General features: G+C 40.0%; 17 protein-coding genes. All 17 read left to right on the top strand.

The features are described 5' to 3' along the window. Nucleotides 1–77 precede the first annotated feature (77 nt). Nucleotides 78–548 (top strand): hypothetical protein, encoded by a 471-nt coding sequence (locus ACHABW_RS15315; protein WP_435756352.1) that lies wholly within the window; start codon nt 78–80, stop codon nt 546–548. Next, on the top strand, nt 538–1,758 hold the full coding sequence (locus ACHABW_RS15310) for a PBSX family phage terminase large subunit (RefSeq protein WP_435756350.1): 1,221 nt from the start codon (nt 538–540) through the stop codon (nt 1,756–1,758). Before ACHABW_RS15315 ends, ACHABW_RS15310 begins: the two co-directional genes overlap by 11 nt. Nucleotides 1,759–1,762: 4 nt before the next feature. Next, the gene (locus ACHABW_RS15305; RefSeq protein WP_435756348.1) at nt 1,763–3,178 is read left to right on the top strand and encodes a phage portal protein; all 1,416 of its coding nucleotides are present in this window, start codon (nt 1,763–1,765) and stop codon (nt 3,176–3,178) included. Next, nucleotides 3,147–4,064 (top strand): phage minor head protein, encoded by a 918-nt coding sequence (locus tag ACHABW_RS15300; protein ID WP_435756346.1) that lies wholly within the window; start codon nt 3,147–3,149, stop codon nt 4,062–4,064. Before ACHABW_RS15305 ends, ACHABW_RS15300 begins: the two co-directional genes overlap by 32 nt. Next, entirely contained in the window at nt 4,061–4,219 is a 159-nt protein-coding gene (locus ACHABW_RS15295; RefSeq protein ID WP_435756344.1) for a hypothetical protein, read from the top strand. Before ACHABW_RS15300 ends, ACHABW_RS15295 begins: the two co-directional genes overlap by 4 nt. A gap of 149 nt (nt 4,220–4,368) precedes the next feature. Further along, nucleotides 4,369–4,947, top strand: a complete 579-nt coding sequence (locus tag ACHABW_RS15290) for a DUF4355 domain-containing protein (RefSeq protein ID WP_435756342.1) — start codon at nt 4,369–4,371, stop codon at nt 4,945–4,947. 19 nt (nt 4,948–4,966) lie between these two features. Continuing rightward, nucleotides 4,967–5,926 carry a phage major capsid protein gene (locus tag ACHABW_RS15285; protein ID WP_435756340.1) on the top strand — a complete coding sequence of 320 codons (960 nt, stop codon included), beginning with the start codon at nt 4,967–4,969 and terminating at the stop codon, nt 5,924–5,926. A 61-nt stretch (nt 5,927–5,987) separates the two neighbouring features. After that, nucleotides 5,988–6,263, top strand: coding sequence for a hypothetical protein (locus ACHABW_RS15280; protein WP_435756338.1), 276 nt, complete (start codon nt 5,988–5,990; stop codon nt 6,261–6,263). 4 nt (nt 6,264–6,267) lie between these two features. Continuing rightward, nucleotides 6,268–6,525 carry a hypothetical protein gene (locus ACHABW_RS15275; RefSeq protein WP_435756336.1) on the top strand — a complete coding sequence of 86 codons (258 nt, stop codon included), beginning with the start codon at nt 6,268–6,270 and terminating at the stop codon, nt 6,523–6,525. Beyond that, complete coding sequence (locus ACHABW_RS15270) at nt 6,522–6,842, top strand: phage head closure protein (protein ID WP_435756334.1); 321 nt, start codon at nt 6,522–6,524, stop codon at nt 6,840–6,842. Before ACHABW_RS15275 ends, ACHABW_RS15270 begins: the two co-directional genes overlap by 4 nt. Next, a complete protein-coding gene (locus ACHABW_RS15265) occupies nt 6,835–7,158 on the top strand; it encodes an HK97-gp10 family putative phage morphogenesis protein (protein WP_435756332.1) in 324 nt (107 codons plus the stop codon). Before ACHABW_RS15270 ends, ACHABW_RS15265 begins: the two co-directional genes overlap by 8 nt. Next, the gene (gene gp17, locus ACHABW_RS15260) at nt 7,155–7,556 is read left to right on the top strand and encodes a tail completion protein gp17 (RefSeq protein WP_435756330.1); all 402 of its coding nucleotides are present in this window, start codon (nt 7,155–7,157) and stop codon (nt 7,554–7,556) included. Before ACHABW_RS15265 ends, gp17 begins: the two co-directional genes overlap by 4 nt. A 5-nt stretch (nt 7,557–7,561) precedes the next feature. After that, complete coding sequence (locus tag ACHABW_RS15255) at nt 7,562–8,149, top strand: hypothetical protein (RefSeq protein WP_435756328.1); 588 nt, start codon at nt 7,562–7,564, stop codon at nt 8,147–8,149. Nucleotides 8,150–8,199: 50 nt separating this feature from the next. Next, nucleotides 8,200–8,538, top strand: a complete 339-nt coding sequence (locus ACHABW_RS15250) for a hypothetical protein (protein ID WP_435756326.1) — start codon at nt 8,200–8,202, stop codon at nt 8,536–8,538. Between the two features lie 44 nt (nt 8,539–8,582). Further along, nucleotides 8,583–8,843: a hypothetical protein gene (locus ACHABW_RS15245; RefSeq protein ID WP_435756324.1), complete on the top strand. Its 261-nt coding sequence runs from the start codon at nt 8,583–8,585 to the stop codon at nt 8,841–8,843. 40 nt (nt 8,844–8,883) lie between these two features. Next, nucleotides 8,884–11,025, top strand: a complete 2,142-nt coding sequence (locus tag ACHABW_RS15240; RefSeq protein ID WP_435756322.1) for a phage tail protein — start codon at nt 8,884–8,886, stop codon at nt 11,023–11,025. Continuing rightward, nucleotides 11,018–12,490 carry a distal tail protein Dit gene (locus ACHABW_RS15235; RefSeq protein WP_435756320.1) on the top strand — a complete coding sequence of 491 codons (1,473 nt, stop codon included), beginning with the start codon at nt 11,018–11,020 and terminating at the stop codon, nt 12,488–12,490. The genes ACHABW_RS15240 and ACHABW_RS15235 overlap by 8 nt, the downstream gene beginning before the upstream one ends. Nucleotides 12,491–12,505: the final 15 nt, after the last annotated feature.

Below are 12,505 nucleotides of genomic sequence, written 5' to 3'. Positions count from 1 at the left end.
TGATCTTATGGCAAAAGGGAAGTATCATAAATGGCTCACTGTTGAGGGACAGACGCTTTTAGAAGGTTGGGCTAGGAATGGCCTATCAGATGAGCAGATCGCTAAAAACATGGGCATTGCTGTTCGCACGTTGTATGTTTGGAAAGACAACCATCCTCAGATTATGCTCCTTAAAAAAGGGGAAGGAAGTTGCAGACTTTGAAGTCGAGAACGCTTTATATAAAAGGGCGCTTGGTTATGACTACGAAGAAGTGAAAACGCACATTGAAGAGGTCGATGGGAAGAAGAAAAAGAAAGTAGAAAAGACACACAAGCACATCCCAGCTGATGTTACAGCTCAGATATTTTGGTTAAAGAACCGGACTAATAAATGGCGTAATAAAGATAATATTGAAGTCGAAAAGATCAAAGCGGAAACCGAGTTAATCAAGGAGAAAACAAAAGCAGAAGTTGCTAAGCTAGAGAAAGAGCTAAAAACAGATACTAAAACAGAGGATAAGCTGAAAGAATACTTTGAAGCTCTAGGTGGTGCTTTCAGTGAAGAATAACCTAGATTCTATTTACACAGAGAAGCAGCAAACTATCTATAAACGATGTGTGAATGATGATTGGTTTATGCTAATTAACCATGGTGCTAAACGCAGTGGTAAGACGGTCCTTAACAACGATCTATTTTTACAAGAATTAATTCGAGTGAGGAAAATCACTAATAAACTAGGCATCGAAAAACCTATGTATATTGTATCTGGCGCCACCCTAGGGACCATTCAAAACAACATTCTTACTGAGATATCTAATAAGTATGGGATTGAGTTTAAGTTTGATAAGCATAATAACTTTTATTTATTTGGTGTTTATTGTGTACAAGCTGGACATTCATCGATTGCTCATTTAGACAAGATTAGAGGGATGACGGCTTTTGGTGCTTATATAAATGAAGGTTCGCTCGCTAACGAAATAGTATTCGATGAAATTAAATCTCGTTGCTCTGGTGAAGGGGCAAGGATCCTAACAGATACTAACCCAGACCATCCAGAGCATTATCTCAAGAGAGATTACATTGACAATCCAGATCCTAGCATCATTTCCTATCAATTCAGACTGGATGATAACACTTTTCTATCAGAGCGTTATAGAAAGAACATTCGAGGCACAACGCCAAGTGGCATGTTTACAGAAAGGAACATAGATGGGCAATGGGTGAGTGCTGATGGTGCTGTTTATAAAGACTTTGATCAGAGAATCCATTATGTAGATCATGAGGAAATCAAGGCGATAAATTTCAAAACGTACTTTGCTGGAGTTGACTGGGGTTACGAACACTTTGGCTCAGTTGTAGTCCTGGGAGTAAGTGACAAAGGTCTTGTTTATGTAATTGAAGAACACGCTAAGCAGCATGAAGAGATTGACTACTGGGTGAAGGTGGCCAAAGGTGTCAAAGAACGTTATGGAAACATTAACTTCTATTGTGACACAGCTAGACCGGAACATATCAAACGATTCAGAAGAGAGAAGTTAAGAGCAATAAACGCTGATAAATCTGTCTTATCTGGAATTGAAGCAGTTAGCAGCTTCTTTAAAACAGGTAGGTTAAACGTCGTGAAAGATAAAGTGGATCGCTTCAGACAAGAAATTTACATGTACGTCTGGAATAAGAAGTCCGGGGAGCCAGTGAAAGAATGGGATGACGTTCTCGATGCATTACGCTATGCAATATATACCCATTACAAGAAAGAGTTCTTGAGAGGGAAGAGGTGAGACAATGCAAAGCTTAATACAACAGATTAAAATAAATGGTATTAGCTCTGATCTTATTAAAGAAATGATTGACCAGCATAACAACGATCGAAAGCGAATGATTAAACAGTATGAACGTTACAAAGCAGAGGTTGGAGGCGTGCCGATCCTCTCACGCAAACCTGTAGAGTATGAGAATTTTGAAACAGGAACCTTCAAGCGTATTGATAACAAAGTAAACAACAAATTAAACAACGCCTTTGATGCCGAGATCGTAGATACAAAGGTTGGATATATGTTCGGACACGCTATCAGTTACGAGATTGATGCTGAAGATGATGAAGAGTCAGACAAGGAAACGCCACTTCAAACAGAGGTAGGCGTTTTTAATATGCGTAATAACTTAGAGGACGAGGATTCCGAGTGGGGAAAGAGAGCAGCTATTTGTGGTTACGGTGCTAGGCTTGCCTACATTGATCCTGAAGGAAATGAACGAGTAAGGAACGTTAACCCATGGGAAGTGTATATCCTCTCAGAACGTAACATTGCAGAGCCGACATATGGACTCCGTTATTATTCGATCGGTAAAGAGGATCAAGGAGACTTATACCAAGCTGACTTCTATGACGAGGACGGTATATACGAATTTCGTCAAAAGTCTGCAGGCGGTAATTTTGAGTTAGTGGATATCTCAGAGCATTTATTCGATCACTGCCCTTTGTTTGGATTACCAAACAACGATGAGTTAAAAGGGGATGCGGAGAAGGTATACAATCTTATTGATGCGTATGACCGATCATTATCTGATGCTAATAACGAGGTTGAGCAGTATCGATTAGCTTATCTCGTATTAACCGGCATGGTTGCCGATGATGAAGCAATGGATGAAGCGAATAGGAGAGGTATTCTTGAGCTCATGGATGACAAAGAGAAGGTCCATTATCTTACTAAAGAAATCAATGATCAAATGATCGAGAATCACCTTGATCGAGCAGAGGAAAACATTTTACGTTTCTCTAAATCGGTTAATTTTTCCGATGAATCATTCGGAACGAGCGTTACAGGTGTTGCCATGAAATATAAGTTGATGGCATTAGAAAATAAATGTATTACGATGGAGCGCAAAATGACAACAGCTCTCCGTTATCAGTTTAAGGTGTTATGTTCTGCGTGGGCGAAGCGTGGCAAGTGTAAACCAGAGGATTACCTAGCCTTCACGTTCCAGTTCACGCGTAATTTACCAGTTAACATACTGGAAGAGGCACAAACGCAAATGGCTCTAAAAGGAAACGTATCTGAACGGACTAGATTAAGTCTTCTGTCATTCATTGATGATGTTATGGATGAAATTAAACGTATGGAAGTTGAAAACGAGGGTGAACTTGACCTTGATGACGATCTAGGCGGTGATGATGGTGGCGACGAAGGAGGAACAGAATAGACTCCGAGATTTAGCGCTAGATCAATTAGAAAGTGAGTTCGAAAAGGAACTCATTAGGAACTTTCAGACTGCTTTAAAAGAAATCCGTGGGAAACTTGCTATTGCCTACGAGAAAACAGATGGTAGCTGGATTGAAATGCAACGTTATAACCGTCTGACAAAGCTAGAAAAGGACATAGGAGACGAAGTTCGCAAGCTGACAGGCAGAAACGCCTTAACGCTTCAAAAGTCTCAGAGACAGTTGTTTGAAGAGTCTTATTATCGTTCTGCTTATATTCTATCGAATGAGGTTAAATCAGATCTTGGCTTTTCTGTCCTTAATAGAGAGTTGATTGATAGAGGGATTGAAAATCCTTTGGATCGTGTGGGATTCCTGCAGCGTAACCGAGATAATCAATCGAGACTCACTAGGCAAATGAGAGAGCAGCTTACTCAAGGACTGCTACAAGGAGAAGCTTATGGAACCACAGCAAAACGTCTCAAGAAAAGAATGGATATAGGCGCTAGAAATGCCCTAACTATTGCACAAACAGAGAATCACAGGGTTAGGGGAAAGGCGAGACTTGATGTGATGGAAGAAGGGAAAGAGCTCGGTATAACTCTTAAAAAGCATTGGTTATCTACAGTTGACGGAAGTACGAGAGATAGCCACGCAAATGCCGATGGTCAAGAAGTCGATATCGATAAGCCTTTTAAAGTAGATGGCGAAAAATTGATGTATCCTGGCGATCCGGCTGGCAGTGCTGAGAACGTTATTAAATGTCGTTGTACCATGATAGAGATAGTTGCAGGGTTCGAACCAAAATATAGAAGAGTGCGAGACGTTGGCATAACCGAATACAAAACGTATAACGAATATTTAGAAAAAGGGCTGATTAAATCATGAATGATCAAATCGCTAAGAAAATAGCAAGTGAACTAAAGCTCATTCGTATTGCATTGGAGAACTTCACTGGTACTGGTCAGAATGTTGATAAGGAAATGGATCAATACGAGGAACATAGTAGACCGCAAGCTAATGATAGGGTGACTATAAGGTAAAAGGAGGTGATCCTATATCTCGGTTCGCTACTCCGTAATGTAGCCGTAATAAGGAATACCACGCTTCTCATGAGACTTGAGAGGCGTTTTATTATGCCAAAATAAAGAACTTTATGGCTCGTACATGAAGGTCTTAGGAGGAATAAATAATGACATTAGAAGAGATCAAAGCATGGCTAGAAGAGAACAAAGAATCAGATGAAGTGAAAACGTACTTAGGAGAACTTAAACAGCCTACTAGAGAGAATGTAGAAGGGTTCCTTGATACGGAAGAAGGTAAGAAACTTTTACAACCGCGTATGGATCAGAACTTTACTAAAGGTCTGAATACGTGGAAAGAAAAGAACCTAGATAAGTTAATCGATGATGAAGTGAAGAAAAAGAATCCTGATAAAACACCAGAACAGAAAGAATTAGAAGAATTGAAGCAACAATTTGAGCAAGAAAAGAAAGAACGTAACAGGGAAGCTTTGAAAAACAAGGCTCTTACTGTTGCCGATGAAAAGAAGCTACCAAAAGGGATCCTTGATTTTTTTATTGCAGAGGATGAGGACGGCACAACTGCCAACCTTACCAAGCTAGAAGAAGAGTATAACAAAGCCGTTCAAAGCGCTGTAGACGAGAAATTCAAGGCAAGTGGTAAAGAGTTCAAGCAAGGTGGTAGCGATAATAAAGCATCGACTACCGACATTTCCAAGCTAGCGAAAGAAGCTAGTATCAGAGATTAATAAAAAGGGAGAGATTCACATGACAAAGCAATTTAAATCATTCTTACCATTAAATATTCAGCACTTCGCATTCAATCCAGATAACGTTCTATTGTCTGATGCACGTACAGGGGCTATCCCTTCCGAGCAAGGAACACTCGTTTTAAAAGAGGTTATGCAAAACTCAGCAATCATGCAACTTGCTCAATATGAGGAAATGACGAAGCCTAAAAAGAAATTCTCATACCTTGCTGACGGTCCAGGCGCTTATTGGGTCGGAGAAGGTAAGAAGATCCAGACATCTAAGGCTACTTGGTTAGAGGCTGAAATGAAAGCAAAGAAAATTGGGGTTATCCTTCCAGTTTCTAAGGAATTCTTAGCTTATTCCGTTACTGACTTCTTCAATTCGATTCGACCAATGATCGCGGAAGCTTTCTATACTAAATTTGACCAAGCCGGTATTTTCGGTAATGACTCTCCGTATGCTGCAGGTGTTTCTGTGTGGGAAAAGATCATTGCTTCTGGTAACACGATTGAAGAAGGTTCTACAGACAACCTATACCAAGATCTTAACGCTTTGCTTGGACTTGTAGAGGATGACGACAACGATCCTAACGGTTTCGCATCTGTTAAACGTTATCGCCAGAAATTGCGCGGTGCTGTTGATGCACAAGGGAATCCGATTTTTAACACAGCGAATGGAGGGGCAGCTAACCAATTACTTGGTCTTCCTGTTGGTTACATTAACGGAAAATCATTTGATTACGAAAAGGCGCGTGTCCTTACAGGTGATTGGCAGTATGCGCGTTACGGTATCCTACAAGATATAAGCTATGCGATTTCCGAAGATGCTACTTTGTCAACGATTCTGGACGAAAATGGAGATCCTATTAACTTATTCGAGCGTGATATGTTTGCATTGCGTGCGACTATGCATGTTGGTTTCATGACGTTGAAAGATGGAGCATTCGCAGCGTTAACACCAGAAGTTGTGGTGTAAGTATTGTTTAGAGGGGCTTAATGCCTCTCTTTTTTTATAAAATTTTACTAGGAGGAATATCATGGATAAAATATTAGTTCAAAAAGGCGATAAGAAAATCAACGTTACAGAAAAGGCGTTTCGTGTGGTTTATAAAGATATGGGTTTCAAGGAAGTAGAAGAAGTTACTCCAGCTGATGGTCAAGATGGCGAAACTGAAGTTGATTTCTTTGAACTCTCAGAAGAAGAGTTAAAGAAGATAAATAACGATGACCTGAAAGCTTACCTTGATAAAGAGGAAATAGAGTATGGTCCTAAAGCTACGAAAGACGAGCTCATTGAAATCATAAAGGGGTGATTGTATGGCTATCACAGCCCCACAAGTACAAGCGGTATTAGGCTTCTCTAATAAAACCGAACAAATAGAAGCGTTGATCCCACTTATTGAAGGTCAGTTAGAAAATTATGTAGGCTGGACTGATTTTACCGTTATTCAAATGATCGGCTACCACCTTAATAACAAGATTGGCTATCAATCTGAGAGCCTGTCACGACATTCTGTATCGTTCCTAGATGATTATCCTCCAAGTATTACAAAGGGCATAAGGAGAAAGCTATGATAGCAATTACGCAAAAATACACATCAACTAGTGACGGTATGGGTGGAGAAACGCATGAGTGGGATGATTATTTGATGCTTGAGGGCACATTAGATCAGTTAAGTGGTGATGAAGTAATTGCCAGTGAAAAGGTCGGCACTTTATCCACTCATGTTTTTATCTATTTTGGAGTCGAAGACATTCAAAAAGAACATCGAATGCTCATAGAAGGAGAATTTTACAATATCAAAAACGTAGATAATCCGAACAATTTAGATAAACAACTTGAAATTCTACTCGAGTACACAGGTGTAAAAGTAGGTGCTACCAATGGTTAGTTTTTCATCTAATAAAAATGCTATTAAGAAACAGATTGAAGATGCAAATAAACGGATGTTGGAGTCAGTTGGTAAAGCTGGTGAGGGTTATGTGAAGTTAAATACCGCAGTGGATACAGGCGCGGTTCGTGATTCAATCAAATATAACGTAGATGATAAAGGTGTTTCGATAGGATCAACACTTACATCAGAAGACTACCCTATTTATTTAGAAAAAGGGACCAGTAAAATGGCAGCACAACCGTACATTTCAACAGGGATTATGAATAACCTTAATGCCTTGCGTGCTATTGCTCAAAGGAGTTATAAGCTATGAGGAATATAGCAACTGTTTTATTTCAGCAGATTAACCAGGCGCACTCTAATAGAACGTTTCAAGGTTTGGCTCCACAAACAATTACGTTATCTGATGGAAGTGTGGTCCCAACACCATACCCTTATGTCGTGTACAAGCTTCTGCCAATGTCCAACAGGGAAAGTGGACGTGATGACTATAACATAGAGGTGAGTTGCTGGGATAAGTCAACAGGAACGTCTCATGCAACAGTTATGGAGCTTGCCGAGAGAGTGAATGATAGTCTGTTAGAGTTTGCAAGCTTGGATGAACATAATCTTGTGGCCGTCAGTCGCCCAAATATCGGTTATGTTCCAGATCCAGATGCAGAAATTAAAAGATACGACGTAACCGCAATGATAAGAACATATAGGAGGTAGAGCGAATGGCTATAAAAACAAACGGATTACGTACTGAGACCGCGCAAAATCTAGTGTTAGATGCCGGGGCTATATACAAGAATTTAGAATATGACGAGTTAACTGGAGAGTTTACAGGAACTGCTCTAGGTGCTACGAGTGGTGGTAATGAATTTACTGCAGAGCTAGAGATTCGTGAATCTGAAATTGATGGAAAGAAAACAGGCGTGAAAGGTCTTGAGTTTATTGACTCTCACAACGCTCAATTAGTGGTTAATCTAAAGGAAGTTACTGCAGAAAACATCAAGTTAGGTATTGGTGCTGCAGACATTGATGATACAGATGAAAATTTTCAATTAATTACACCTCGTACTGTCTTTAAGCTAGATGATTATGTTGAGAATATCGCTTTTGTTGGTCGTTTAAGCGGATCGCAACGTCCTGTAGTTATAGTGATAGAAAATGCCTTATCGATGGAAGGGCTATCCTTGACAGCAGAGGATAACAACGAGGCGATTATCCCTATCACTTTTAAAGGGCACCTCGATTCAGAAGAAGCCGGGACTGATAAAGCGCCTTACAGAATCTATTATCCGAAAACACAAGTAGCATAAATGAATGAAGAGGGCTGATGCCTCTCTTTTTTAATTGAAGGAGGAAGGTCATGAGAAACCTGAAAAATACAGATCTATTTAAAGTGACACGAATTGTGAGAAAGACAGGATTTAAAAAAAGAATGTTAGAAATGGATGTTCCAAAGGACGAGAAAGGTAACCTTCTTGTCACGGACAATGAATACTGGATCATGCTTATCATGGAAGTGGTTGAAGGTATCCCGGATGCAGAAAAAGAATTATTCAAATTCTTAGCTGATGTTGCCGGGGTGAAGCAAGAAGAATTGGAAAATGATGAATTCGAAATTCTAGCAGAGTTAATTGAGCACTTTAAAGGGCAAGAAAAGTTTACAAATTTTTTGAAGCTAGCCTTCAATTCAGCGAAATAAGCGAGATAAAAATCATTGATGAATTAAGCACCAGGTATGGAGATATGAACTTTATCATGGAGCTTGATGCTGATTTATTCGTTGAATTAATAGGCGAGGCTATGAAGAAAAACACAGAAGATAAACTGTGGAGTAAGTGGTTAGTTGAGTTGCCTAATATGGACCCTAAAAAGTTTGTGCCGTTTGATAAATATGTAAAAATGCACACTGGTAATTCAAACGGTAGCAACGAAACGCCAAAAACAGAGGAAGAAATTCTGCAAGATGCAGATAACATATTGAAATCAATGAGCCGTAGTACATAGGCTCTTTTTTAATGCCTTTTTAAGAAAGAAGGTGAGAAAAATGCTCGAATTATTTAAGTTAGCAGGGCGTATCGATTTAAACGGTGCGGATGAAGCCGGTAAAACGCTAGATGATATTGACGGCAAAGGACAAGGATTAAGCTCTCGTTTCGGTGGTGTCGCTAAAACGGTAGCAAAAGGCGCAGCTGTCATGGGTGCTGCAATAGCCGCAGCTGGAGTTGCTACCGCAGCAGCTATGGTCAAATACGGAAACTATGCCGACAAACTGTTAGACACGGCAGCTATTACAGGAATGTCGACAGATGAGATGCAAAAATGGAGTAAGATTGCTACTGATGCTGGTGTAGACACAGACATCATGACAAACTCCTTAGCGACACTCAATGGTCAATTAGAGAGAGGTAATGAACTATCCCCTCGTCTCGCTAAAGGTTTTGATGCTATGGGTATCAGTGCCGAGGAATTTAAGAAACTTTCACCAGATGAACAAATGCGAAAAATCGTTGAACAGATGATGGAGCTAGAAGGTGCTGATAGGAGAGCTTTTGCCAATCAGATGAATATGGCTGATATGTTGCCTTTGATCGCCGAAATGGAAGCTAGCGGTATGGAATTAGATGAAATTATGAATGAGATTGATGTACCGTTTAGCGAAGATGATTTAAATAAAATGAACGAATTCAGAAAAGCATGGGATAATTTTAAACGAATGCTTTTTGAAGTCCTAGGACAAGCTCTAATGCCTTTGTTTGAGTGGTTTAGTAATAACATGCCGTTGATCCAAGAAATAACGACTGGTGTATTTTCGGCGATCGGTGAAGCAATTGGATTTTTTAAAGAATTACTCTTTACTGTTATTGAGACCATACAACAGCTTTTTGAGAGTAACCAGACTTCCTTTATCGGAATTAAAGAGACCGTTCTAACGGTGTTTGGGGAAGTTGTAGAATTTTTACGTCAATCTTGGTTGATCATCCAACAATTTTGGCAAGAAAACGGCCAACAAATTCTTGAGAAAGCAATGGAAATTTTCCGGTCTGTGAGAGAAACCGTAGTTGTAGCGCTGACGGCTGTATGGGAGATATTCCAACAAATTTTAGGTTTAGTCGTTCCTTTTGTCCAAGAAAAACTCCAAGTTTTACAGCAATTTTGGCAGGGAAATGGCACTCAAATTATGCAATCCGTCCAAAAATCGTTTTCTTTTATACAGAAAATCATCCAAACTGTAATGCCTGTTATACAATTCATCATACAGTCGGTTTGGGGCATTATACAAGGCATTATAAATGGAGCCCTAAATATCATTATGGGGCTTATAAAAATTTTCTCAGGAGCCTTGACTGGCGATTGGTCAAAAATGTGGGAAGGCGTGAAACAGCTCCTTTCTGGCGCTCTTCAATTTATTTGGAATCTCATAAGTATAACTCTTGTAGGTCGTGCTGTTGCCTTGATTCGTAGCTTTGCTTCGCTAGGGTTAGGGATCATTCGAAATTTAGGACCTAGCATGATTAAAATCTTTCAAAATATGATGACGCGAATTACTTCGATCATAAGCAATTTATTTTCGCGAGTTACGAGAATCTTTACTAATTTAAGATCAACCCTTGCTAGTATAGGATCACGAATTCTAACAACGATCCGGAAGCCTTTTGATAGCGCGCTTAGACTCCTTTCAGGAATGAAAAGCAAATTTCTAAGCGCTGGTAAAAATATCATTGAATCTGTTATTGGTGGTATCACTGGATCCATCGGTAAAGTAAAAGATGCGGTTGGAAACGTAGCGAAGACCATTCGTGGATTCTTCCCTTTCTCAGAGCCAAAAGAAGGACCAATGAGAGGAATCACTAAGATTGACTTTGGTGGAACGATTGGTGAAGCAATTGACGGATCAGAGGACGAGATCAGAGCTAAGATGAACCACATGTTAATGATGCCGGAACCAAGTAGTGTGGATATCGGTAAACAAGCTATTGTATCAGACAGTGGTTCAAGACAATCCCAATCATCAGTTAAAACATCAAGCAATGATGCAGAAACACATCACTTACTAAGTGAGCTAATTCAAGCTGTAAAGGACGGGAAGAACCTGGTTATAGATAAGCGAGTAGTAGGTAAAGTACTCGAAGAAACAATAACGGAAGAGCAAAATAGAAATAAAAGAAGGAGGGATAGTTTTGCTTAAAACAATTAGGTTTAATGGCGTAGAGAAACCTTGGTTGTTCATAAAAAAAGGAAAAGAACGCCCTCCTTTCGCTCCAATTAACAGAAATACGATAACTACGCCAGGTCTAAAGGGTGCATACATTAATAGCTCCCAAACAGATGTCCTTCGTTTATCTATACCTATCCTCATAGTACGTGGTGATAGAGATATGGAACAAATAGAGGAAGAGTTAGCTAGTTGGCTAGTAACAGATGAACCAGCTCCATTAATATATTCTGATAGATCTAACAAAACCTATTACGCTGTATTTGATGGTGCTATAAATGATTTTGAGGATTTAGTTGATTCAGGAGAAGGAACGCTTCATTTTATCTGCCCGGATCCGCATAAATACGGGCAGGAACAAGGACCTTACCATTTCCAAGGTGATGCCATAACTATTCACAATGAAGGAACCGCCGAAGTAGACTCAGTTATTACTGCGACAGCCAAAGAAAGTGTCACCTCATTTATGATCGCAAAAGGTGAGCAAGATTACTTTATGGTTGGTCGTCCGTTTGATATTGATAAAGAGGCAAGGGATCGGTATCCAGAAGTTAACCGGTGGGGGATGGAAAGTCTACTTGGTTGGTCGCATATGACCAGTGGTTTTTTGCTTAATGACGAAGTATCTGGCGGTACGATTAGTGGCAGTGACCTTGAAGTGTTAAACGGTACCTCTTTTGTTCCTGTTGGTTTTGGCAGTGGGTATAGTGGTTGGTATGGTCCTGCTGTTAGGCAATCATTATCCGCGCCCGTACAAGATTTTAAACTCGTACTAGGCGCCTCTGCATTAAATGATGGAAATGGTGTAGGTAAGGTGATGGCCATATTTTTAGATGAGAACGATGATATCGTGTGCTCACTCGGGTTGATTAATACACGAGACGGCTCACGAAACATTCGAGTCTTAGCACGAATGAATGACGGTAATAATATCAGCCGTCGACGAGTGATGGATTACACTGGGGACTCCGGTCCCGAATCAACCGTATTTAGTGGTAGCCTTCTTAACATTGAATTGATAAGAGAGGGTAACACATTTAAAGCGCGTACCTGGCAAGTAAGAGACGGGGTGCCTGTTGCAAGGCACAGCGAAACGATCATTGATGATAATCCAGACTATCAGCGACCTATTAGGCAGGTCGTTTTATTTTTTGCGAAATACGGCAGTAGAGAAATTTTTCCCATGCGTATGTATGGCTTGAGGGTAAATGAATCGAATCTGCTAACTGAGGATGACATTCCGTATATCGCTCACGAGGGTGACGAAATAAAAATTGATACGAAAAATGAACTGATCATGATTAATGATGATCCAGCGACAGAGTTAAAAGATTTTGGCTCCAATTATTTTACACTTGATACAGGAAACAATCATCTGTTCACATATCCTGTGGGTGCGTTTGACACGATGATTGCTTGGAGACCTAAGTATAGATAACGTGTCACGTCCTAT

The organism is Salipaludibacillus sp. CF4.18, assembly GCF_051262595.1.
Lineage (GTDB): Bacteria > Bacillota > Bacilli > Bacillales > Salisediminibacteriaceae > Salipaludibacillus > Salipaludibacillus neizhouensis.
This window is presented reverse-complemented; position numbering and strand designations above follow the sequence as displayed.

Coding starts and splice junctions, on each gene's coding strand:
- ACHABW_RS15315 (WP_435756352.1), top strand. CDS start 78: ATGGCCTATCAGATGAGCAGATCGCTAAAAACATGGGCATTGCTGTTC.
- ACHABW_RS15305 (WP_435756348.1), top strand. CDS start 1,763: ATGCAAAGCTTAATACAACAGATTAAAATAAATGGTATTAGCTCTGAT.
- ACHABW_RS15300 (WP_435756346.1), top strand. CDS start 3,147: ATGATGGTGGCGACGAAGGAGGAACAGAATAGACTCCGAGATTTAGCG.
- ACHABW_RS15295 (WP_435756344.1), top strand. CDS start 4,061: ATGAATGATCAAATCGCTAAGAAAATAGCAAGTGAACTAAAGCTCATT.
- ACHABW_RS15290 (WP_435756342.1), top strand. CDS start 4,369: ATGACATTAGAAGAGATCAAAGCATGGCTAGAAGAGAACAAAGAATCA.
- ACHABW_RS15285 (WP_435756340.1), top strand. CDS start 4,967: ATGACAAAGCAATTTAAATCATTCTTACCATTAAATATTCAGCACTTC.
- ACHABW_RS15280 (WP_435756338.1), top strand. CDS start 5,988: ATGGATAAAATATTAGTTCAAAAAGGCGATAAGAAAATCAACGTTACA.
- ACHABW_RS15275 (WP_435756336.1), top strand. CDS start 6,268: ATGGCTATCACAGCCCCACAAGTACAAGCGGTATTAGGCTTCTCTAAT.
- ACHABW_RS15270 (WP_435756334.1), top strand. CDS start 6,522: ATGATAGCAATTACGCAAAAATACACATCAACTAGTGACGGTATGGGT.
- ACHABW_RS15265 (WP_435756332.1), top strand. CDS start 6,835: ATGGTTAGTTTTTCATCTAATAAAAATGCTATTAAGAAACAGATTGAA.
- gp17 (WP_435756330.1), top strand. CDS start 7,155: ATGAGGAATATAGCAACTGTTTTATTTCAGCAGATTAACCAGGCGCAC.
- ACHABW_RS15255 (WP_435756328.1), top strand. CDS start 7,562: ATGGCTATAAAAACAAACGGATTACGTACTGAGACCGCGCAAAATCTA.
- ACHABW_RS15250 (WP_435756326.1), top strand. CDS start 8,200: ATGAGAAACCTGAAAAATACAGATCTATTTAAAGTGACACGAATTGTG.
- ACHABW_RS15245 (WP_435756324.1), top strand. CDS start 8,583: ATGAACTTTATCATGGAGCTTGATGCTGATTTATTCGTTGAATTAATA.
- ACHABW_RS15240 (WP_435756322.1), top strand. CDS start 8,884: ATGCTCGAATTATTTAAGTTAGCAGGGCGTATCGATTTAAACGGTGCG.